Raw genomic sequence first — 21497 nt, 5'->3', positions numbered from 1 at the left:
CCTGAGGCTTCTCCCGTACGGAGAGTCGGTCAGCCCTGGTGTAATCGGTGGCGGACGACCGAGGATCGAGGGGGGCCATCATGCAGGCCAAGGAGACGTTGTTCGCCGATCTCGTTCAGGGCCGGGCCCAGCAGTTCCAAGTGCCGCTCTACCAGCGGACGTACTCCTGGACCGAGAAGCACCTCAAGCAGCTGTGGAGCGACATCCTGGAGCAAGCCCGACTGCTCGAGTCGGCGGAGGGGAAGGCCAGCACACACTTCCTCGGTTCCGTCGTGCTCGCGCCGTCACCGCAGAACGATGCGATGTTCCCCCGCTGGCTCGTCGTCGACGGTCAGCAGCGGCTGACCACGCTGTCTCTGGCCCTGGCCGCCATCCGCGATCATGTCGCGGACACGGCGCCGAACGAGGCTCAGCGGATCGACGAGCAATACCTGATCAACAAATGGAACAGTGGCAACGACCACCTCCGCCTGCTGCCGACTCAGGCGGACCGGCCGCAGTTCGCCGCCCACATCCGCGGCTCCCTCACCGACCACGCCCCCGGCAGCGGTGTCGCCACCGCCTACACCTTCTTCCGCAAGAAGCTCGTCGAGGCGGACGATCCGGTGGCTCCGCAGGACGTGTTCCTCATCGAGCAGGCGATCATCTCCCGGCTCACGCTGGTGGCGGTGACCGCCGAACGCGGCGACAACGTGCACCGCATCTTCGAGTCGCTCAACAACACCGGTCTCAAGCTGAGCCAGGCCGACCTGCTGCGCAACTACCTCTTCATGCGGCTGACGACGCGCGGCGAGCACGTCTACGAGACTCACTGGCTGCCTCTGCAGGGCAGTCTCAGCAACGACGACCTGGAACAGCTCATGTGGCTGCAACTCGTACTCGACGGGGACGACCGGGTCCGCCGCCAGGACCTGTACGCGGCCCAGCAGAAGCATTTCGAAGAAGGGAGGACGGGCGAGGCGGAGATCGAGGGGTACATCAGGGAACTCCACCGCCGCAGCGTCCACTTCCGCCGACTGCTGCACCCCGAGGAGGAACCCGACCTCACCGTCAGGGCCGCGCTGCGCCGCCTGGACGCGTGGCAGGCGGCCGTCACCTATCCCGCCTTGATGCTGCTGCTCGATCGGCGCGAGCGCGGGGAGCTGGACTCCTCCGAAGTCGCCCGTGCCATGGCGTACATCGAGAGCTTCCTCGTCCGCCGGATGATCTGCCGGGTCCCGACCAACAACCTCAACCGGATCTTCCAGGCAGTGCCCGGACAGCTCCCGCGCGACGTGCCCGTCACCGAGGGGCTGCACCGGCTCCTCTCCTCCGAGAACCGCTTCTGGCCCGACGACACCGAACTGCGCGACAAGATCCGGAAGGCGCCGTTCTACCAGTACGGCCGTCCGCAGCAGCGCAAACTGGTACTGCAACGGCTGGAGGAGAGCTACGGGCATCCTGAGCCGGTCGACTTCACCACCGCGCAGCTCACCGTCGAGCACGTCATGCCGCAGTCGCCCGGCGACGAGTGGCTGCGCGCGCTGAGCGAAGAGGCGGCCGACGACGAGACCGCTGAGGAACTGCACGCCCTGTTCCAGCACACCCTCGGCAACCTGACGCTCACCGCGGTCAACTCGGAGCTCTCCAACCACCCCTTCGAGCGCAAACAGGATCTGCTGCGGGGCAGCCACCTGGAGATGAACCGGCGCATCGCCGCCACCGAACGCTGGGGGGTGCGCGAGATCCTGGCGCGCGCCGACGAACTCGCCGACCGCGCGATCGCCCTGTGGCCGGCGCCCCTGCGCGGAGTCGGCCGCGCGGAACGCAGCCGCGACTGGCAGCTCGCCCACCAGGTCCTCGCCGCGCTCCCCCACGGCACCTGGACCTCGTACGGCGACGTCGCCGCGTTCCTCGGCTCAGGCGCCCAGGCTGTGGGCAACCACTTGGCCAACACCCCCGGCGTGGCGTACGCGTACCGCGTCCTCACCTCCGAGGGCAGGGTCTCCGACGGCTTCCGATGGGCGGCGCCCCAGGATGCGGGAAGTGACGACGTCCGCGCCCGGCTGACCGCCGACGGCGTCCGCTTCACGTCCTCCGGGGCAGCCGACACGGCCCAGCGGCTCACCGCCGACGACCTCGCCGCGCTGCTCGCCGGCACGGACGATGACGAGACGGACGGCGAGGACAGCGCTCAGGACGGCAGCGTGGAGGCGCCGGGCGACGAAACGCGCGCCGAGCGGTTCTTCCGCCAGCTCACCAGGGACGACTCCCCGGAAACGGTCGACGCGGTCCGTGCGCTCTTCGCCCACTGGGAGGGACTCGGCGGTTGGATCGGTCACGGCGCGGGGCGCGTCACCACCAGCGCGTTCCTCATGCTCGGCGAGGCGGGCGGCCCCGGACGCGGCATCTGGCCGATGACGCTCTACCCCGGTACCGGGCGCGGCGGCACAGCGGAGGTGGTGTTCCAGTACCTCGCCGCGCGGGAGCCGTTCACCAACCGCGCCCTGCGCGCGGAACTCCTCACTCGTCTCAACGCGTTGGACGGCGTCAACATCCCGGAGGGCAAGCTGGAGCTGCGCCCCAACATCCGGTTGTCCCTGTTGGAGAAGGACGCCAACCGGGAGTTGCTCGCCCAGACGCTGACGTGGTTCCGGGACCGCTGGGAGGACCGGAGCGCGTCCTGACGCCACGTCGGCCGACGACCGGGCCGCGGTGGGACGGGCACCGGGCGGCAGAGTGCCTCACCCTGGCTGCCGCCCGGCCCGGGCGGTCCGTCGGGCGCACTCCGCCCACACCGTCTTGCCGCCCGGGTGACGGGGCTCGCATCCCCAGGTCTCGGCGAGCGCTGCGACGAGGAACAGGCCCCGCCCGGACTCGCCGTCGGCATCGGCGGCCCGCGGTCGACGTGGGCAGACGTTCACCCCTCGCGTCGGTGACCTCGATCCGCAGGGTGGTGGGCGTCAGAGCGAGGGTGAGGCGTGCGTCCCTGCCCCGCACCCGCCCGTGCGCGGCCGCGTTGGCGGTCAACTCCGCGATGAGGAGGGACGCCGTCGTCAAGCTGTCGTCGGCGGCGGGCTCCGACCGCCCTGCTGCGCGGCGAGCCAGCGCTCAGCGGCACGGCGTGCGGTGTGCGCGCCCCGCGCCGTGGTGGGGAACAACCTGTTCCGGGCCCTCGGCCGTCAGATCAAGGTCGCCCGGGAGCGGCATGAGGGGCACAGGACGAAGATCGCGCTGCGCCCGCTGCGCGGGACGAGCGGGTGTCACTGCGAGGGCCGGAGCTCCGGCCCTGCGGTTCGCGGTCGGCGTGCGCTGGTATGACTCGGCGCAGAGAGCCGTGAGGCGGCTCGGCTCCGGTGGCCGGGGGCCCGCCCGGATGGGAGCGTGGACTGCGGGGACGACCTGTACGCCGCCGGACGGGGCCGGCCTTCAGCCGAGACGGAGACTGCCATGTCGTTGGTCGAGAAACTGCTCGATGCCTACCCCGCCGAGACGGGAATGCCGCCCAGGCTCCTGGGCGAGGCGGTCGACAAGCTGTACGAGTGCGCCGGTGTCTGTCTCACCTGCGCCGACGCGGCAGCCGCCGAGCAGGATCCGGAAAAGATCGTGATGTCCATCAAGTGCGTACGGCTCGACAACGACTGCGCGGATCTGTGTACGGTCGCCGCCCGCATCCTCGCCCGGCAGACGGGCTACGACGCGCCCACGACCATGGCCGTCATCGAGGCGACCCGGACCGTCCTTCGGGCGAGCGCGGACGCCGCCGAGGAGTTCAAGGAGATCCCCTATTTCGACTTGTCCGCGAGGGCCTGCCGCGAGACGGTGAAGCTCCTCGAGAAGCTGGTCGAGCAGATGAAGTCGAGCGGGGCGGCGGAGGGCTACCCGACGTCACCGCCCAGCGCGACGACGCCGGCCGGAGCGTCGATGGACAGCGGCGCGCAGACGCCGGAGAGAGCCGACGTGTCCGAGGACGAGCTCCGTGAGATGAACGTGGACGAACTGCGCGAGATGGCCAGCGGCAAGGGCCTCAGCGGGGTGCACAGCATGCGCAAGGAGGAACTCATCAAGGCCATCAGCGGCAAGCGCGGCTCCTAGTACTGCAACGGTTGGGGCGCACAGGACGAGTGGGGCGCCCGTCCTCCGGATTGCGGCCCCGCTCCGGGCTGCGGCCCCGGTCCGTCGGCTTCCGCGGGCGCCGGCCCCCTGCCTGTGCTGGTGCGGTGGCGCCGGACCGGGACACCGGCGCGGCGCCCATGCAGCAGCGTGACCGCCCCGCACGTTTCCGGAGCCTCCCGCGGGGGGACTCGCGGCTCGTGGTGGCGTACGGGGCGGAACAGCGGGTCCAGGTGCCGGCGTTGCGGGCCGGGTGGCTGACGCAGACGTTCGTCCACTGGTCCTTCGCTCCGGAGGCGGTGCAGGCGCTGCTTCCCGAGGGCCTGGTCGTGGACGAGCACGAAGGCGCTGCCTGGGTGGGTCTCACACGTCCATTACGGCGACTACACCGTGATGCGTTCGCCGCTGGCCGCGTTCCTCAGGGAGGTCGACGCCCTCGGACTCGGCGATCGCCTCGTCCACTGCCCTCACGGACAGCGCACACGGATCACCGCAGCACCGGGAGCGACGCCGACGGTCGTCTGACGTGCCGCCGTCGAGCCGGTGATTGGAATCCGCCCATGTGGATTAGGCGGCCCGCGCCGCGCAGCGGCACGCACCGGTCGTCTTCGCCGCGACCCGCCGGACAGTCGCCGGGGCAGCGCGCGCCGCTCGCCGGCTGGGCGCTTCCGTCCGGGGCGGCCGGGTACACGCGCAGGCCCAGGCAGCCCTCCAGGGTGCCGTCGGGAGCGTCGGTCACCAGGAAGTCGGCCGCCTGGGCGGCGTAGAGCGAGACGGGACGCTCCCGCAGCGCACCCGAGCGCACGAAGGGCCGGGACAGGTCGGCGAGCGCTGCGGCGTCCTGCGGACGGGCGGTGCGCACGCAGGACGCCGGCGTGCGGCGCGCGGGCGGCTGCGGGGCGGGCCGTGGGGAGGCCGTGATCACGTCTTTCCTTCCGGCTCCACCGCGTGCGGAGAACGACCCGGCGCAGGCGCGAGGGGTCAGTCGTCCAGCGACGCCACGAGCGACCGCACTCCGGCCCCGCGCCGCCCGGTGAGACCGGAGCACCCACGGCGGCATCAGCGCTTCGGGACGTCCCTGACGAACACGATGCCGTCGCTGTCCGCCAGGTGGGCGGGGTCGAGCGGGGCGTAGCCGAACCAGGGGGACACACGGGGCGCGGGCCGCGGATCGCCGAGGGCGGCGGCCAGCCGCGGGGCGTCGACGACGCAACGGTCCTCCGGCAGCGCGTACAGGAGTCCTTCGACGGTGTCCGGCGGCGGAGTGTCCACTCCCTGGTGCCGGATCGTGCCGAGGGCCGTGGCCACGAAGGCGTACTCCTCCCCGAGGCGGGTGCTCACCAGCGCACCGGCGCCCCACCACTCCAGCGGCGCACCGCCCATCCGCATCGTGCTCCTGCCCCGCTGGAGATGGGAGTTGTGGGCGTGGACGAGCGCCGGGCCCCGGGCGGCGACGGCGAGGAGGTTGTGGGCCATCATCCCGTCCCGCGCGCTCACCAGCCGGGTCAACCGGCTCGGGGAGGTGTCGGCCATGCAGTGGTGGTAGCGCAGCAGGCCGGTGGCGGTGCGCCCGTACAGGCGGGCCCGGTCCCAGTCGTCCCACGAGGTCGACGCGATCAGGTGCGGCGTCTGCTGGTCGAGCAGCGCCACCAGATCGTCGGCGATCAGCCGCAACCGGCCGGCCTCGGCCGACCGCCCCACGGACCGGGCCGGGTCCCGCATCGCGGCGGGCTCGGTCCACCGGTCGTCGGCACCGAGCAGGTGGTCGAGCGTCTCCGCGGTACAGGGGAGCAGGTCCGCGTCCACCCAGGCCGAGAGGTAGTCGTGGAGTGCGGTCAGGGCCTGCCGGGGGCTCGCGGCCCCGGTGATCTCCAGCGGGCCGTCGAAACCGGCGAAGCGGAGCTGTTCGGACGGGGGCCGGCCGTCGTTGTGGGCGCGCATCCAGCGCACGAGCTCGCGGTTGGCCGCGAAGGCCCCCCAGCCGTGGCTGATCCCGTGCTCCACGACCTCGTCGAGGGTGCCCGTGCCCGAGGTGACATAGTCGTCGACGACCAGGCCGCTCAGGCAGTCGCTCTCGATCGCGATCGTCCGGTAGCCCTCCTCCTCGACGAGCTGCCGGAAGAGCTCGTTGCGCAGGTCGAGCAGTGCGTCCTCGCCGTGGGTGGGCTCGCCCAGGGCGAGCAGTCGGGGCCGGCCCCGGAGCAGCCCCATCACGGCGGCGGCCTCGACGGCATGGGCGGTGTCCTTGATGTCAATCGCCATGCCGTCAACGCTATCGTTGAACCTCCGGTGGAAACTTTGGACGAGTATCGGCGGGAGCATGGGGCGAAACCTTCAAAGCGGTGAGCGGCTCAGGCCGGTCGATCTGACACGCGGGCACGGTCTGTCCACGCAGGCGATCAGGAACTACGAGGAGGCCGGCATCCTTCCGGCCGCCGGTCGCACGCCGCACGGTTACCGCACGTACACCTCGCTGCACGCGGGCGCCCTGCGCGCGTTTCTCGCCCTGGTGCCCGGCCACGGCCACCGGACGGCGGCGTCGATCATGCGAGCGGTGAACGAGGGCGCGGTCGACGAGGCGCTGCGCATCGTCGACGAGAGCCACGCCCAGCTCCTCGACGACCGGCGGACCCTCCAGGCCGTCGAGCGTGCCCTGCGCGACCTCGGACCGGTCACGGCGCCCGAGCCCGGCGTCGGGACAGGCCCGACCGGGATGTCGGGCTCGGCCGGCGCATCCGCGTCGGCCCCCGTGTCCGGACCTGCCGAGGTGCCCGGTCCGGCCGCGGTCTCCGGGACCGGCGGCACGTTCATCGGGCCGCTGGCCGGGAAGCTCGGCCTCCGGCCCGCGACGCTGCGCAAGTGGGAGCGCGCCGGGCTCGTGCGCCCGCGCCGCGACCCCCTGACCGGATACCGCGTCTACGACGAGGCCGATGTGCGGGACGCCCGGCTGACGCACCAGCTCCGGCGGGGCGGCTACCTGCTGGAGCAGATCGCCCGGGTGCGGGCGGCGGGCGGCCTGGAGCCGCTGGAGGCGGCACTGGGCGACTGGCGCGGCCGGCTGTCCGCGCGCGGGCGGGCGATGCTGACCGGCGCCGCGGAGCTGGAGGCGTACCTGCGCGAGCGCGAAGGGGACGTCGGGCGCCCGCCGGGCCGGGCACGCGTCACCGCCGGTTCCGCCCCGGCCGCCGCTGAGGCCGAACCGTCCGCCGCCCGGGCGGGCCCGGTACCGGGCCCGCCCAGGTGAACCGGCCTCGGCGACCGCCGGCGGAGTGAGGGACGGGACGGCGGTTCACCGGGCCACCGCCCGGCAGTAGTCCGCGTCCGCGGCCAGCAGGTTGCGATACGTGTCCTGCGCCGTGACGACACCGTCGTCCAGGACGACGACGCGGTCGGCGGCGTCCAGGAGGACCGGGCTGCTGGTGATCACGAGGCTGGTGCGGCCCCGGCGCAGTTTCGCGATGCTAGTCCCGGCCGACCATGAACCGTTCGCCCGTCCTCGCCTCCGGCTTCAGGTCGACCTGGACCTGATGCGTCGTCTGACGGTCCACCGTCTTGCCGAGTTCGGCCGTCACCACGCCGATGCGCAGGCCGCCGCGGCCGGTTCCGCTCCGGTGGACCTGCACCGTGAACGTCAGGCTGACCTTCTCCACGCTGAAGCCCAGGGCCCGGCCCTCCCCCTCCTGCTGGGCCTGCTCCAGTTCGTCCCGGATCTGGCGGATCACGTCGGTCAGCCCCACGAACCCCGGACCATCCGTCAACTCGCACCCCCCGAAAGGTCGTTGATCTGATGTCGCCCCAGTATGCGACAGGACCCGGCACTCGTATAGTCATGGTATGGCGGCCGACGGGGGTAACCATGAGGGTTCGTCCATGGAAACGCCTTGCTGGGCGGTGCGCATCCGGCGGGCGAACGGGAAGATCGCGGGCGCCGGCATCCTGCTGAGCCCCGACCGGGTCCTCACCTGCGCCCATGTGGTGAAGGACCGAGAGGCGCACTTCACTGCGGAGTTCGTCGGAGCGGCGCCCGGACGGGCGGTGCCCTCGGTGGCGGCGCGGGTCGACGGGGACGCGTACGTGCCGAACACGCGGGACGCCGACGGCGATCCCAGCGGCGATGTGGCCCTGCTGCGCCTGGAACACCCCAGACCCGCCGGCGAAACGACACTGCTCCACCGGCTCTCCGCCCCGAACCGCGCGGTGCAGATGTACGGCTTCCCCTACGAACACAACGGCGGCATCTGGTTCCGGGCCAGCATCGTCGGCGGTTGCGGCCGCGACGGGCAGGTACAGCTGAGCCCCACGAGCGCCGGCGAGCTGGCCAGCCCGGGATGCAGCGGCTCGGGCGTGGTGGACACCCAGAGCGGCAAGGTCATCGGGATGCTCCTGAGCGGGATCAAGGACCGCCACGGCAACCTGTTCTCCTTCATGAGCCCGGCCGAGACCATCGTCCGGCATCTCCCCCAGGTCGCCCGGTGGACCCGGGGCAGGACGGCGGTCGACGACCGGCTCCGGTCCACGGGGCGGGACGCGGCCCAGTCCCTGCTCGACGAGCCGTTCGCGCAGCGCCTCGCCCACTGGCTCCAGGACGACGGACAGCAGGTGAAGATCAGCCTCGTCCCGGTCGACGACGCGGTGCGGTCGGCGACGCTGCGCCGGGCCATCACCCTCGCCGACCGGGAGCTGCGCACCTCGGCCTCCGTCGACCGGGCCTCCCTGGACTCGCCCGGCACCGTCCCGTCGGCCGGCGGCCACGACCTGGCCGTGGACGCCGCGGGGCTCACCTCCACCGAGATCGGGGAGCGGATCGCCGAGCGCATGGGGCTGTGGCGGCATCCGGCCGACCCGGTGGCCGAGCGGCTCGGGGCCGCGGACGTCACCCTCACCCTGGTCGTCGTCGGCGTCGACCAGGCCGCCGACCCGCCGGCGCTGCTGGACCTGCTGACGACGCTGCGGGCCGGGGGAAACCGTCTGCTGCTGGTCTTCCGCACCGCGGACGCGGTCTACCACCGGGCCCGTCACGACCTGGTGGTGGCGCCGGAGCGGGAACGCCGGGCCCGTCTCGTGGAGCGGCTGAAGAGGATCACCGGGCCGCTCGCCGGGACGCTCCAGGCGCGCAGGGCGGCCGTGTGGGCCGAGGACATCCGCTCCCCCGACGCCGACCTGGTCAGAGCCCACGCCGCACTGGCGGCCCTCCGGCGCGCGGAGGGCACCGCCGGCGCCGGCGGCCCGGACCTGGCCCGCTACGAACGGCTCGCGGAACGGGTGGCCGCGCGGATGACCAGGAGCATCGACACGCTCGACAGACTCCGCGACCGGCGGGACGAACTGGACGGCCGGCTGCGCAGCTACCACGTACTGCACCTGGACTCCCTCAGAGGCGAGGAAGAGGATCTGACCTTGGACGCCCTCCATCTCCGCGCACACGAACTGCTGCAGGCCAGGCCGTGTGACGTGCAGGCCGCCGAGGCCGCCGTGGACGCCTACACGCGTGACGTCGACCGCCGGGCCACCCAGAGACAGGGGCAGGGGGGTGCCTCCGCGTCATGACATCCGTCTTATCGACGCCGACGCGGTGCCCCAGATCCGCCTGCGGCGGCCGCATCATGGTGACCGGCTTCTGCGACACCTGCCAGCGCCGGCCCCCCGAGGCGGCCCGGCCGGCGCCGGCGGCGCGGCCCGCCGCCGAGCCCGAGGAGGCCTCGCGCCGGCCCACCGCGCCGGCCGCAGACGCGCTCGACGGCGACGGCCTGCTGGTCCTCCCGCCCATCCCCTCCCCCGACCCGGCGGAGGCCGCGAGCACCGCCGCCAGTCCGCCCACCGGGGGCCGGCCCTGCGGCGTCGACAACTGCACCGGCACCATCGGCGTCGCCTACGTGGGAGGCCCCGCCCTCGACGAGGGCTACTGCCCCCGGTGCGGCCGGCCGTACTCGTTCAGGCCGAAACTGCGCCCCGGCGACCGGGTCGGCGGGCACTACCGGGTGCTCGGCTTCCTCGCGGCGGGCGGACTCGGCTGGGTCCACCTGGCGGAGGACACCCGGGTGCCGGGCCTGTACGTCGTCCTCAAGGGGCTGATCAACACCGGTGACGCGGTCGCCCGGCGGTCGGCCGTCGAGGAGCGCCGCTCCCTCACCACGCTCCACCACCGGGACATCGTGCGCATCGTCACGCATGTCCAGCACCAGGAGCCCGGCGAGGCGGAACCCACCGGATACATCGTGATGGAGTACGTCGGCGGGCGCTCGCTCGACTGGATCCGGCGCGCCTCCGACGAGGAACTCACGCACCTGTTCGGCGGCCCCTTCGGCATCGGTCATGTGATCACCTACGGCTGCAAGATCCTCGGCGCCCTGGAGTACCTGCACGACCAGGGGCTGCTCTACTGCGACATGAAGCCCGACAACGTCATCCACTACGGGCGCGACATCAAGGTCATCGACCTCGGCGCCATCCGGCGCACCGACGACCGCTCCTCCAACCTCGTCTACACCTCGGGCTACGCGCCGCCGAAGCACGAACGCGACACGCGCGGCTTCCACGTCGACACCGACCTGTTCACGGTCGGCCGGACCCTGCAGACCCTGGCCGCCCGCGCCGAGCCGGCCGCGGGACTCGCCGCCCGCTCGTTCGACGCGCTGGTCCGACGCGCCACCCACGAGGAGGCGGCGGCCCGGTTCACCTCGGCGGCCGAGATGAGCCGCCAGCTGTGGGAGGTGCTGCGCGAGCACCTGGCGCTCAGCGGACACGAGCCGTACCCGGAGCGCTCCACCCGGTTCGAGCCGACGGCGGCGGTGTTCGGCGCGGCGCTCGGCACCGTGCCGTCGCTGGAGCACTGGACGGGGCGGCCGGACCCCGGGGTGCCGGAACTGCCCGTCGGTCCGCCGGAGCCCGGGGACACCGCGCGGGCCCTGCCCGTCCCCGTCCCCGACGCCCACGACGCCGCCGCCGTGCTGCTCGGCGGCCTCGTGTCGGGCAGCCCCGAGCGCATCGCGGAGCGCGCCGCTCGCGACCCGGCGCTCGACACGGTGGAGACGGCGTTGTGGCTGTGCCGCGCCTACCTCGACACCGGGGAGCCGGACCGTGCCGAACGCTGGCTCGACCGGGCGGACGAGCGCAGCCCCGCGTACGACTGGCGGCTCTTCTGGCACCGCGGCCTGGTGCGGCTGGCACAGGGTCAGGTGCAGCAGGCGGAGGACGAGTTCGCCGCGACCTACGCCGCGTTGCCCGGGGAGTCGGCGCCGAAGCTGGCGCTCGGCTACTGCGCGGAGCGACTGCGTGCCGCGGAGCACCGGACCGAGGCCTACTACGAGGCGGTGTGGCGGCGGGACCGGACCCAGGGCAGCGCGGCCTTCGGGCTCGCCCGGCTCCATCTGCGCCGCGGGGACCGGGCCCGGGCCGTCGCGGTCCTCGACGAGGTGCCGACGACCTCACGGCACTACGACGCCGCGCGCATCGCGGCCGTCCGGGTGCTCACCGGCCGGCTGGCCGGAGCGGGGCCGACGACGGACCAGTTGGCCGAGGCCGACCGGCGGCTGGCGCGGCTCGGGGAGTCCGCGCAGCACCTCGTGGGCAGCGGGGCCTGGGAGCGGCTGCTCACCGAGGTCCGGGAGAACGTCCGAGCCTGCCGTCCGCCGGAGGGGTGGGGGGCGGGATTCCCCGCCGGTGAGCGGTTCGGTCCGGCGGACACACCGAGCGCACTGAGCGAGCTGCTGTCCCGCTCGCTGCGCAGGCTCGCCGACCAGGCGGGCAGCGCCGCCGAGCGCGGTGACCTGCTCGACCGGTCCTACGCGGTGCTCCCCCGGGCGGTCGGCCTGCGGGAACTGCTGCGGGGCCTGCGGCGGACGGCGTGAAGACGCGGAGCCCGTGGGCGGGACGCCGGCGGGACGGGAACGGGCCGACGGGCGGGCCGGGGGGCCCGCGGACGAGGAGCACGGACACCGTGGACGGAGAAGTACCGTGAACGAGGACGCGGACGGCATGCATGCGGGGGGCGGCGGGGCGGCGGGGAGCCCCTCGGTCGGTCTCGGCATCAGCCAGTGGAAGTACCTGTCGGCGGAGGCGCGTGATCCGCGGATGCACGCCGTCCTGACCGTCGAGGCCGAGGGCACGGAGAACGGCGGCGGGGCGGGCGGCCCGGTGCTCGCGCAGGTCCTGGCCGTGGACTGCTCCGGTTCGATGGCGTATCCGCAGGAGAAGCTGCGCGCCGCCCACCAGGCGGCCGTGGCGGCGCTGCGGATGCTGCCGGACGGCACGCCGTTCGCGGTGGTGCGCGGCACCCAGTCGGCGGAGCTGGTCTATCCGGGGACGCACACCATGGCCCTGGCGGACGCCCGCAGCCGCGCGGAGGCGGAGCGTGCCGTGCGCCGTCTCGCCGCGGGTGGCGGCACCTGCATCGGCAGCTGGCTCGATCTGTCGCGCCGGCTGCTGACGGACGCGGACGCGCCGATCGGGCACGTGCTGCTGCTCACCGACGGCAGGAACCAGCACGACGAGCTGATGCCGCTGTCGGACGTCCTGGACGCGTGCGCCGGGCGCTTCGTGTGCGACGCCTGGGGCATCGGCGACGGCTGGGACGGGCGTGAGCTGCTGCGCATCACCAGCCGGCTGCACGGGCGGACCTCCTCGGTACGGGAGGAGGCGGCGCTCGAGGGGGAGTACGAGCAGCTGATGCGCCGGCTGCTCGCGAAGAGCATTCCCGAGCTGGTGATCTCGGTGACGCCCGCGGCAGGGGCGGAGGTGCGGTACCTCAAGCAGGTCTTCCCGACCGAGGTGGAGCTCCCCGCCGTCGGCGTCGGCGAGGACGGGGCGCGGCGGTTCGTCACGCGCGCGTGGGGCGACGAGACGCGCCGCTTCCAGCTGTGCCTGTCCGCCGATCCCGCCGGGCGGCCCCGCGGGGAGGACCTGCAGCTCGCGGTGGTGGCCCTCGACGTGCCCGGCGGTGACGGCGTGGACGTGACGCCGCCCGTGCCGTGCGTCGTGCACTGGACCGACGACATGGACCTGTCCCGGCGCACCGACGTCCAGGTGGAGCACTTCGAGCAGCACCAGCGGCTCGGTGAGGCCGTCGCGGCCGCCACCGACGCCCACGGGAAGGGGGAGCACGATCAGGCCCTGCACCATCTGGGCAGGGCCGTGCAGCTCGCCCGGGCCCTCGGCGCCGACGAGTCGCTGCGCCGGCTGGAGGAGCTCGTGGAGATCCTCGACGCCGACGCGGGACGGGTCAGACTGCGCCCCGGCGTGGCGGCCGTCGACTTCGAGCACCTGATCACCGCCAGCAGCCACAGCGAGTACGGCCCACGGTCGGGCTCCGCCGACATCGGCGGGATCGGAGGGCCGCCGACGGCCACGGTGCGGTGCCCGCGCTGTGACATCAAGGTGACCGCGACGGCCCGCTTCTGCCCGAAGTGCCGTCACGAGCTGCGGGAGCGGCCGTGAGCACCACCGGGCGCGACCTGGTCCGCCGGCTGCGGCTGCTGCTGGCCCTGGGGGCGCTCACCACCCTCGTCCTGTTCGTCGCCTACCGGGGGGTGCACGACGACACCGTGCCGCTGGCGTCGTCGAGCACGCCGGGGATCCTGGCCGTGGACACCGCGAAGAACGCGCTGCAACGGGCGCACCGGGCCGTCGACGGGAGCGGTCCCACGGGGGGCGCGACCGGTGAGTTCCACACGCAGATCTCGGTCGCCCACCAGAGCATCGCCCTCGCGGCCTCGGAGAACGTCACGGGCCCCGCGGACCGTCACACCCTGCAGACGGTCACCGGGTTGATCACCGTCTACTCGGCCTGGGTGGAGCGGGCCGGCCAGGAGACGGACGCGTCGCTGCGCCGGGCCTATCTGCACTACGCGGCCCAGGGCCGGGACGACATCCTCGACCGTCTCGACGACCTGCGGAACGAGCAGTTGGACGTCGCCCGGGAGCAGGCGTCCTTCCCCTGGCCGCTGTGGCTGGGCTGGGGCGCGGTGCTGGTGCTGTGCCTCGCGCTGTGCGCGGCGCTGGTGGAGGCCCAGCGGTTCGCGCGGCGCCGCTTCCGCGAGGCCGTGCATCCGCCCCTGCTCGCGGCGACCGTCCTGTGCGCGAGCGGGGTGGCGGTCCTCGGCTGGTTCACGGTGCGGGCGCACGCGGCGATGGGCGACTCCCTCGCCGAGCTCCGCGAGAGCCGGTCCGCGGCCGAGATCCCCGAGACGGGCGCGGACGTGGAGCGGTACATGGCGGACGCCGGACTGTGGGCGTCGTTGTCCGTATGGGTCCTCGTCGGAGGAGTGGCGCTGATGGTGTTGACGTGGGCGGGGCTGTGGCCGCGCATCTCCGAGTACCGGTTCCGGGTGCCGCGATGAGCCGGCCGCGCCGCCAGACCCTCGGCATCGTCTGCGTCTGTCTGGTGCTGCTCGCGGCGGGGGTGGTCGCGGGGGTGCGCTGGGCGCGGGGCTGGACGGGATCGGTCACCGTGCTCGCCAACTGGAGCGGCGGCGAGAAGGAGCAGTTCGAGCGGGCCCTGCGGCGGTTCGAGGAGGAGCACCGCATCGACGTCGTCTACCAGGGCAGCTCGGCCCTGAGCCAGGTGCTGGCCGCCGACCTGGCGGCCGGGACCCAGCCCGACGTGGCGGTGCTGCCCGGGCCGGGCGAGCTGACGGCCTACGCGGCCGAGGGCCGGCTGGCGCCGCTGGACGGCCTGTTCGACGCGGGTGACTACGACCGCGTCTGGATGCCGAAGGTGGCGGGCGAGGACGGTGTGCGGCGCACGTACTGGCTGCCGGTCAAGACCGGTCTGAAGAGCATGGTGTGGCACGCGGGGGACGTGTCGCCGGGCGGGCTCGCCGCTCTCGCCCGCCGCCCCGACGGCTGGTGCCTGGGCATGGCGTCCGGCGCGACCTCCGGCTGGCCGGGAACCGACTGGGTGGAGGACGTCCTCCTCCAGCAGGCCGGCCCCGGGATGTACGAGCGGTGGGCGACCGGCGGCCTGCCGTGGACGGACGCCCGGGTGCGCAAGGCGTGGCAGACCTTCGGCGCCCTGGTGGGCGCGGGCGACAGGAGCCGCGTCGAACGGGTGCTGGAGGACGACTTCGGCCAGGACTGCCCGCGCCAACGCCTGGAGCACCAGGGGTCCTTCCGCGACGCCCACTGGAAACGCCTCGCGGGGGACTTCGTCCACTCGGCCCGGGTGATCCCGGGCGCGCGGGCGGACGCCGGCCACTGGGAGGTCTCCGGTGACCTCGCCGCCCTGCTGAACCCGACCGAGGAGGCCAGGAAGCTGATCCGGTTCCTCGCCGACCCCGACGCGGGGCTGCCGGAGTTCACGGCCCACAGGAAGGCCGCCGCGCCGGACAGTGCGGGGGACCCGCTCAAGCGGAGGATCGGCTCGATCCTGCGGGGCGCGCAGCGCAACCTCTGCTGGGACGCCTCGGACACCATGCCCCCCGCCCTGCGCGACGCCTTCCACCAGGCCGTCCTGCACTTCCTCGTCGCACCCGACACACTGGAGGACCACCTCCGGTCCCTCGACGCGCTGAACGACCGCCGACAGCCCGCCCCGCCGGTGTGCGGCACCGGGTGACCGTCCGTCGGCCGCGGCGGGAGCGCCCGAGGGCACCGGGGCGCTCCCGCGCGGACAGCGGTACCGCGGCGCCAGGGGGTGTTTCGAACGTCCCGCACAGCACCCACGGCGCCCGGCAGGCCCTCTCGCCGCACCGGCCGAAAGCACGAGTACACCCGACGAGCGCGTTCGTCCGGCACGCCGAGAGCACGCACCGGACACCGCGGGCATCGCACAGGACTTTCGGAACACCCCTAGACTGGTGGCCTCCCCGTCCGTCGTTCACCCATCCGTCGCCGGATCCCCTGCTCCGGCACCCTCTGGAGGGGCGAGTTTGAGCACCCCCGCTGCCCCGTGTCCGCTGCGCCGCTACGGCTGGAACGAGTCGTTCGCCGCCGACTTCGCCCCCTACGGGGCCGACGGTCTGCGGCCCGGTCGCCTGGTGCGCGTCGACCGCGGCCGGTGCGAGGCCGTCGTCGCCGACGGCGCGGGCGTGACGTCCGTGCGGGCCGGCCTCGCGCCGGTGGACTCCCGTGATCCGGTGACTCGTCCCTGTACGGGTGACTGGGCGGCGCTGGACCTGGAGCAGAAGGTCGTGCGGGCGCTGCTGCCGCGGCGTACCGCGTTCGTGCGGGCCGTCTCCTCGCAGCGGTCGGACGGACAGGTCCTGGCGGCCAACGTCGACCTGGTGCTCATCGCCGTGTCCCTCGCCGACGAGCTGGACCTCGGGCGCGTCGAGCGTTTCCTCTCCCTGGCGTGGGAGAGCGGCGGGCAGCCGGTGGTGGTCCTCACCAAGGCCGACCTGGAGCCCGATCCGGTGTCCCGGTCGTACCTCGTGCAGGACACCGAGCGGGTGGCGCCCGGGGCGCGTGTGCTGTCGGTCAGCGCGGCCACCGGGCAGGGCATGGAGGCCCTGGCGGACCTGATCGGTGAGGGCGACGGCGTCACGGCGGCCCTCCTGGGGCAGTCGGGCGCCGGCAAGTCGACGCTCGCCAACGCGCTCACCGGGACGGACACCCAGCGGGTCGAGGCGATCCGGGACGGTGACGGCAAGGGCCGGCACACGACGACGACCCGCGATCTGCTGCCGCTGCCGGGCGGCGGCGTCCTGATCGACACGCCGGGGCTGCGCGGAGTGGGCCTGTGGGAGGCCGACGGTGGTGTCGCCCGGGCCTTCGCCGATGTCGAGGCCCTGGCGCGGGAGTGCCGTTTCCCCGACTGTTCGCACCGCGCGGAGCCCGGGTGCGCGGTGCTCGCGGCGGCCGATGAGGGGACGCTGTCCCTGCGGCGGCTGGAGAACTACCGCAAGCTGCTCCGTGAGAACGACCGGATCGCCGCCCGCAGCGACGCCCGGCTCAACGGGGAGCTGCTGCGGGACTGGAAGCGCAAGAAGGCGCTGGGCCGCCACATGATGGAACGCAAGCGCGGCCCGCGTCCGTGAGGACGGCCGTGCCGGGCCCCGGGCCCGCGTGACGGCCGGCTCGCCTCACGCAGGCGCGTCGATGTGCCGTGCGTCGTCGAACCGGAGCAGCCGCCAGTGCGAGCCGTCGTGGACGAACTCGTTGATCGAGGTCGCTGCGGGTGTCGTGTCCGTGAACAGCACGTCGGGGACGACGTCGAGCAGCGCGGACATCACCGCGACGATGAGACCGGCATGGCACACGACGAGGACGGTCCCGCCCCGGTGGCGGGACGTCAGGTCGCGGACGACGCGGCCGGCCCGGTTGCGGAAGCGGTTCCAGGTCTCGCCGCCGGGGGCGAAGGGCCGGTCGGGCTGGGCGGTCATGTCGAAGGCGCCGTGCAGGCGCCGGTATTCGTCGATGGACAGGCCGTCGGCCGCGCCGAAGTCGAGCTCCCGTGCCTGCCTTTCGACGACCGGCGCTCCGAGGCCCAGCCCCTTCGCGAGTACTTCGGCCGTCTCGTGGGCTCTGGGCACCGGACTGGTCAGCAACGCGTGCGGGCGCAGTCGTTCGGCCGCCAGTCGGGCCGTGAGCCGCGCGGCCTGTTCCCGGCCCAGTTGAGTGAGGCCGGGGCAGGTGCGGGACCCCGCGATCATCTTTCTCACGCTGGCGTGCGACTGCGCGTGCCGTACCAGCAGAAGACGGGTGGTGGGGTTTCTCTGCTCGTGATCGTGCGCCATTCGTGTGAAGATCCTTGGATCGGCCTGCCGGGGCAGGTCAGTTGAGGTCCCAGCCGCCGTCGACGGTCAGGCTCTGGCCCGTGATGAAACCCGCTTCAGGGGAAGTCAGGAACGCGACGGCGGCGGCCACGTCATCGGGACTGCCATGCCGTTTGACGCATTGCCGGGCGAATTCCCTTTGCCGCCAGGACGGGTAATCCGGGTGGGATCTCTGGTCAGCACTCAGTTCGATCGACCCCGGTCGGACGCAATTCACTGTAATGCCGTGCGGGCCGAGTTCGCGAGCGAGCGCCCGGACGAATGCCTCGAGGCCGCCTTTCGCCGCGATGTAGGGGGCGAGTTCCGCACGTCCCAGCCGGGTGAGCACCGTGGAAACGGCCACGATCCGGCCGGTTCCGCGCGCCACCAAATGCGGTGTGGCGGCGCGTGCGCAGGCGATGTGCGCGAGGAGATTGACGTCCACGGCCGCGCGCACGTCGTCCCACGCGGTGTCCCGCCAGGGCACGTAGGCGTACGCCCCGGCGTTGCACACCAGGACGTCCAGCCGGTCGCCACAGGCGGCCATGGCCTGTCCCAGCCGGTCCACGGTCTCCTCCCGGGTGAGGTCCCCGACCACGGTGGCCAGGACGTTCCCCCCGGCCGCCGCCACGCGGGCGGCGGTCTCGTCGAGTCCCGGGTCCGCGGCCAGGTGGGTCAGCACCAGGTCGTGGGTGGCGGCCAGCCGGACCGCGACGGCGGCGCCGAGGCCGGACCCAGCCCCCGTGACCACGGCGACGTCCCGAACTGACATCCCATTCCCCCCTCCGCGAGGCGAACTGATCACCCGTCCGAATCCTGCCATCTCAGAACAGGCCGATCACCCCCGTGATCCGGCCATTCCGGCAACGACCGCTGTCGGCCACGAAAGCGCTGCGGCATTGTGTGATGCCGGATCAGGCCGACGAAGCTGGAGGTATTCAGTGGGTGCCATGGACGCCGAACGTCGGACGAATGCTGATTGTCTGGAGCGCACCAAGCAGGTCATCGCCGGCGGCGTCAGCAGCAGCATGCGCGCGGCGGCCGTGCCCGTGCCACTCGTCGTGCGGCGCGCCGAGGGCTGCTCGATCCGGGACGTCGAAGACGGCGAGCTCGTGGACTTCAACATGGGCTACGGTCCGCATCTCTTCGGTTATGCCGACCGTGACGTCGCCGAAGCGGTGGCCGACCAGTTCACCAAGGGCCATATGACCGGCCTGCCGCACGAATGGGACGCGGAGGCCGGATCCCTCGTCGCCGAGCTCGTCCCCGGCGTGGAGCAGGTCAGGTTCGCGAATTCCGGCACCGAGGCGGTCGCCTCCGTGCTGCGGCTCGCCCGCGCCAGCACGGGCCGCTCGCTCGTCGTCACCTTCGAGGGGCACTACCACGGCTGGAGCGAGACCGTGCTGCGCGCGGGCAAGACGACGCTCCAGATGCAGGGCACCCGGCCGACGGACGTCGTCCCCGGAGCGCCCGGCATGATCCCGGAGGCCCTCGCCCACACCGCGCAGCTGCCGTGGAACGACGCCGCCGCCCTGGAGGAGTTCTTCGCACGCGACGGCGACCGGATCGCGGCCGTCATCCTGGAACCGGTCCTGGCCAACGCCGGTGTGATCCCGCCGGCGCCCGGCTTCCTGGAGCTGCTGCGGGAGCTGACCTCGCGCAGCGGCGCCCTGCTGGTCTTCGACGAGGTGATCACCGGTTTCCGGGTCGCCCGGGGCGGAGCGCAGGAGCGGTACGGCGTCGAGCCCGACCTCACGGTCCTGTCCAAGGTCATGGGCGGCGGGTTCCCCGTCGCGGCCTTCGGCGGCCGCCGGGCCGCGATGCGGATGCTCGCCACCAACGAGGCCCACCACGCCGGCGTCTACGCCGGGAACCACGCGGCCCTGCGCGCGGTCGTCACCGTCCTGACCAAGATCCGCGCGCTGCCCGGCCTCTACGACGAGCTCGAGGCCCTCGGGGCCAACGCGGAGGAGGCCGTGCGCGAGGTCTTCGCCGCGGAGAAGAGGCCCGTGCACATCAGCCGGGTCGGCACCCTGATGAGCGTGGCGCTGCTCAGGAAGCCGCTGGCCAAGGACGACTCCTTGCGCGACCTCGCCGACGCCGTCGACTTCTCCCGCCACCGCCGCTTCCAGACGCTGGCCCAGCGCGAGGGCGTCTACTTCCACCCCAACGCGCTGGAACCGTGGTTCCTGAGCACCGCGCACACCCCGGACGTCCTCGACAAGGCGGCGGGGGCCCTGCGGCGCGCGCTGTCCGGTCTCGGATGACCGCCGCAGCGCGCGCGGAACTGCTGCGCCTGCTGCGCGAGCGGGGCGCCCGCCGGGGCGACGCCCCGTTGTTCGAGGACGGCTCGGGGACCACCGACGCCGCGCAGCTGCTCGAGCGCGTCGACGCCACGGCAGGTGCCCTGCGGGAGGCGGGCGTCGGGCCGGGCGTCCTCGTGGGGACCGTCGCCTGGCCGGCGGCCGCGTTCGTCGCCGACGTGTTCGCGATCGTCTCGGTCGGGGCGGTCGCCGTTCCGCTGTCGCGCCGGCTCACCCCGTGGGAGCTGCGGCGCGTCCAGGAGCGCTGTCCGCTCGACTTCCTGTCGGCCCCCTCCGGGTCGCCCCTGGCCTTCCCGCGCACCGTCACGGACCGGGACGGGCGCACACTGAGCGTCGGCCGGGAGGGGCCGCGGCGCCCCGCCTTCGAGGGGGCGGCGACCGCGCAGATCACGTCGGGCACCACCGGGCACCCGCGGGTCGCGCTGCGCTCCGCGGCCGCCCTGCTGGCCGAGGCGGAGCACTACCGCACGGCCCTGGGGCTCGGCCCGGGGAGCCGGCTGGTGTGCCCGGTGCCGCTCCAGCACGCGTACGGCTTCGGGCTGTGCGCCGTCGCCGCGCCCCTGGCGGGTGCGCCCGTGCGCTGCTCGGCGCCCGACAAGCCGCGGCTGCTGCTGCGCGAACTGGCCGCCGGCGACGTGACGTTGTTCGTCGGGGTGCCCCCGATGCTGCGGCTGCTCGCCAGGGCCGCCCGCACCCGCCCGTCCGCCGACGGCGCGTCCCCGGTCGGGTTCCTCTCCGCCGGCATGGCGCTGGACGCGCACACCGCCGAACTGGTCGCGACCCGGCTCGGCGGGCACGTCGGACAGGTCTACGGCACCACGGAGACCGGGCCGATCTGCGTACGCCGCCCGCAACCCTGGCAGCCGGGTTCCGGCGGGCCGGGCGCGCCGCTGCCCGGGGTGGAGGTCGCGCTGTCCCCGGTCCCCGGGACGGTGCCGGCGGAGGCCGGGACGGGGCTGGTGACCGTCACCTCGCCGTCGATGATGCTCGGGTACGCCGAGGCGGACGGCATCGACGCGGCCCCCCTGCGGGGCGGGTTCACCACCGGCGACCTGGCCCGCTGGCAGGGACCGGAACTCGTGCTGTCCGGGCGGCTGTCCACGAGCATCAACGTGGCCGGCGTCAAGGTCAGTCCGGAGGAGATCGAGGCCGTCCTGCTCGCCTTCCCGGACGTCGCCTCGTGTCTGGTCTCCGGTGTCGACGACCCCGTCCTCGGACAGCGGATCAGCGCGACGGTCACCCCGGACACGGTCGACCTCGACAAGCTGGAGCGCTTCTGCCGGGAACGGCTGTCGCCCTCCTGGGTCCCCCATGCCTTCGCCTCCCAGGCGGAACTGCCGACCACCGAGACCGGGAAGGTCATCAGGCCCCGGACCGGTCAGTAAGGACTTGT

At 73.4% G+C, this 21497-nt stretch carries 16 protein-coding genes and 2 pseudogenes; 12 read left to right on the top strand and 6 right to left on the bottom strand.

The annotated features are described in order from the left end of the window. The first annotated feature begins 80 nt into the window (after positions 1-80). The 3 genes and pseudogenes from ACZ4YY_RS11015 to ACZ4YY_RS11005 form a co-directional block, all read left to right on the top strand. Complete coding sequence (locus ACZ4YY_RS11015; RefSeq protein WP_468286855.1) at positions 81-2666, top strand: GmrSD restriction endonuclease domain-containing protein; 2586 nt, start codon at positions 81-83, stop codon at positions 2664-2666. 763 nt (positions 2667-3429) lie between these two features. Then, entirely contained in the window at positions 3430-4074 is a 645-nt protein-coding gene (locus ACZ4YY_RS11010) for a four-helix bundle copper-binding protein (RefSeq protein ID WP_468286852.1), read from the top strand. Between the two features lie 218 nt (positions 4075-4292). After that, a pseudogene (locus ACZ4YY_RS11005) lies at positions 4293-4460 on the top strand (DUF2071 domain-containing protein); the annotation flags it as partial. Between the two features lie 119 nt (positions 4461-4579). On the opposite strand, the gene ACZ4YY_RS11000 reads toward ACZ4YY_RS11005, so the two are convergent. Then, a complete protein-coding gene (locus ACZ4YY_RS11000; RefSeq protein ID WP_468286849.1) occupies positions 4580-5017 on the bottom strand; it encodes a hypothetical protein in 438 nt (145 codons plus the stop codon). 134 nt (positions 5018-5151) lie between these two features. Continuing rightward, positions 5152-6354, bottom strand: a complete 1203-nt coding sequence (locus tag ACZ4YY_RS10995; protein ID WP_468286846.1) for an erythromycin esterase family protein — start codon at positions 6352-6354, stop codon at positions 5152-5154. A gap of 58 nt (positions 6355-6412) precedes the next feature. Between ACZ4YY_RS10995 and ACZ4YY_RS10990 the strand changes: the two genes are divergently transcribed. Then, positions 6413-7336 (top strand): TioE family transcriptional regulator, encoded by a 924-nt coding sequence (locus ACZ4YY_RS10990; RefSeq protein WP_468286844.1) that lies wholly within the window; start codon positions 6413-6415, stop codon positions 7334-7336. Between the two features lie 45 nt (positions 7337-7381). Here ACZ4YY_RS10990 and ACZ4YY_RS10985 read toward each other — a convergent pair. Beyond that, positions 7382-7555: pseudogene (locus tag ACZ4YY_RS10985) on the bottom strand (ABC transporter ATP-binding protein); the annotation flags it as partial. Continuing rightward, on the bottom strand, positions 7554-7829 hold the full coding sequence (locus ACZ4YY_RS10980) for a trypco2 family protein (RefSeq protein WP_468286841.1): 276 nt from the start codon (positions 7827-7829) through the stop codon (positions 7554-7556). The pseudogene ACZ4YY_RS10985 and the gene ACZ4YY_RS10980, both read right to left, overlap by 2 nt. A gap of 97 nt (positions 7830-7926) precedes the next feature. On the opposite strand from ACZ4YY_RS10980, the gene ACZ4YY_RS10975 reads away from it, so the two are divergent. The 6 genes from ACZ4YY_RS10975 (at position 7927) to rsgA (ending at position 17063) form a co-directional block, all read left to right on the top strand. Further along, positions 7927-9639 (top strand): trypsin-like serine peptidase, encoded by a 1713-nt coding sequence (locus ACZ4YY_RS10975; protein WP_468286838.1) that lies wholly within the window; start codon positions 7927-7929, stop codon positions 9637-9639. Beyond that, a complete protein-coding gene (locus ACZ4YY_RS10970) occupies positions 9636-11939 on the top strand; it encodes a tetratricopeptide repeat protein (RefSeq protein WP_468286835.1) in 2304 nt (767 codons plus the stop codon). Before ACZ4YY_RS10975 ends, ACZ4YY_RS10970 begins: the two co-directional genes overlap by 4 nt. 106 nt (positions 11940-12045) lie before the next feature. Continuing rightward, positions 12046-13524 carry a VWA domain-containing protein gene (locus tag ACZ4YY_RS10965; protein ID WP_468286832.1) on the top strand — a complete coding sequence of 493 codons (1479 nt, stop codon included), beginning with the start codon at positions 12046-12048 and terminating at the stop codon, positions 13522-13524. Beyond that, on the top strand, positions 13521-14426 hold the full coding sequence (locus ACZ4YY_RS10960) for a hypothetical protein (protein ID WP_468286829.1): 906 nt from the start codon (positions 13521-13523) through the stop codon (positions 14424-14426). Before ACZ4YY_RS10965 ends, ACZ4YY_RS10960 begins: the two co-directional genes overlap by 4 nt. Further along, complete coding sequence (locus ACZ4YY_RS10955) at positions 14423-15643, top strand: ABC transporter substrate-binding protein (RefSeq protein ID WP_468286826.1); 1221 nt, start codon at positions 14423-14425, stop codon at positions 15641-15643. Before ACZ4YY_RS10960 ends, ACZ4YY_RS10955 begins: the two co-directional genes overlap by 4 nt. Before the next feature lie 313 nt (positions 15644-15956). After that, on the top strand, positions 15957-17063 hold the full coding sequence (gene rsgA / locus ACZ4YY_RS10950) for a ribosome small subunit-dependent GTPase A (RefSeq protein WP_468286821.1): 1107 nt from the start codon (positions 15957-15959) through the stop codon (positions 17061-17063). A 45-nt stretch (positions 17064-17108) separates the two neighbouring features. On the opposite strand, the gene ACZ4YY_RS10945 is transcribed toward rsgA, so the two are convergent. Together ACZ4YY_RS10945 and ACZ4YY_RS10940 are read right to left on the bottom strand one after the other, a co-directional pair. Further along, complete coding sequence (locus ACZ4YY_RS10945; protein ID WP_468286818.1) at positions 17109-17762, bottom strand: histidine phosphatase family protein; 654 nt, start codon at positions 17760-17762, stop codon at positions 17109-17111. Positions 17763-17799: 37 nt separating this feature from the next. Beyond that, entirely contained in the window at positions 17800-18552 is a 753-nt protein-coding gene (locus ACZ4YY_RS10940; RefSeq protein ID WP_468286815.1) for an SDR family NAD(P)-dependent oxidoreductase, read from the bottom strand. Positions 18553-18730: 178 nt separating this feature from the next. On the opposite strand from ACZ4YY_RS10940, the gene ACZ4YY_RS10935 reads away from it, so the two are divergent. After that, positions 18731-20047, top strand: coding sequence for an aspartate aminotransferase family protein (locus ACZ4YY_RS10935; RefSeq protein ID WP_468286812.1), 1317 nt, complete (start codon positions 18731-18733; stop codon positions 20045-20047). Next, positions 20044-21489, top strand: a complete 1446-nt coding sequence (locus ACZ4YY_RS10930) for a class I adenylate-forming enzyme family protein (RefSeq protein WP_468286809.1) — start codon at positions 20044-20046, stop codon at positions 21487-21489. The genes ACZ4YY_RS10935 and ACZ4YY_RS10930 overlap by 4 nt, the downstream gene beginning before the upstream one ends. Positions 21490-21497 lie beyond the last annotated feature (8 nt).

It is taken from the genome of Streptomyces sp. NPDC030143, from assembly GCF_055573695.1.
The sequence above is the reverse complement of the archived record's forward strand: the minus strand, read 5'-3'. Positions and strand labels throughout refer to the sequence as shown.

Excerpts from the sequence above, each read along its gene's own strand:
- ACZ4YY_RS11015 (WP_468286855.1), top strand. The coding sequence starts at position 81 with ATGCAGGCCAAGGAGACGTTGTTCGCCGATCTCGTTCAGGGCCGGGCC.
- ACZ4YY_RS11010 (WP_468286852.1), top strand. The coding sequence starts at position 3,430 with ATGTCGTTGGTCGAGAAACTGCTCGATGCCTACCCCGCCGAGACGGGA.
- ACZ4YY_RS10995 (WP_468286846.1), bottom strand. The coding sequence starts at position 6,354 with ATGGCGATTGACATCAAGGACACCGCCCATGCCGTCGAGGCCGCCGCC.
- ACZ4YY_RS10990 (WP_468286844.1), top strand. The coding sequence starts at position 6,413 with ATGGGGCGAAACCTTCAAAGCGGTGAGCGGCTCAGGCCGGTCGATCTG.
- ACZ4YY_RS10975 (WP_468286838.1), top strand. The coding sequence starts at position 7,927 with ATGGCGGCCGACGGGGGTAACCATGAGGGTTCGTCCATGGAAACGCCT.
- ACZ4YY_RS10970 (WP_468286835.1), top strand. The coding sequence starts at position 9,636 with ATGACATCCGTCTTATCGACGCCGACGCGGTGCCCCAGATCCGCCTGC.
- ACZ4YY_RS10955 (WP_468286826.1), top strand. The coding sequence starts at position 14,423 with ATGAGCCGGCCGCGCCGCCAGACCCTCGGCATCGTCTGCGTCTGTCTG.
- ACZ4YY_RS10945 (WP_468286818.1), bottom strand. The coding sequence starts at position 17,762 with ATGGCGCACGATCACGAGCAGAGAAACCCCACCACCCGTCTTCTGCTG.
- ACZ4YY_RS10940 (WP_468286815.1), bottom strand. The coding sequence starts at position 18,552 with ATGTCAGTTCGGGACGTCGCCGTGGTCACGGGGGCTGGGTCCGGCCTC.
- ACZ4YY_RS10935 (WP_468286812.1), top strand. The coding sequence starts at position 18,731 with ATGGACGCCGAACGTCGGACGAATGCTGATTGTCTGGAGCGCACCAAG.
- ACZ4YY_RS10930 (WP_468286809.1), top strand. The coding sequence starts at position 20,044 with ATGACCGCCGCAGCGCGCGCGGAACTGCTGCGCCTGCTGCGCGAGCGG.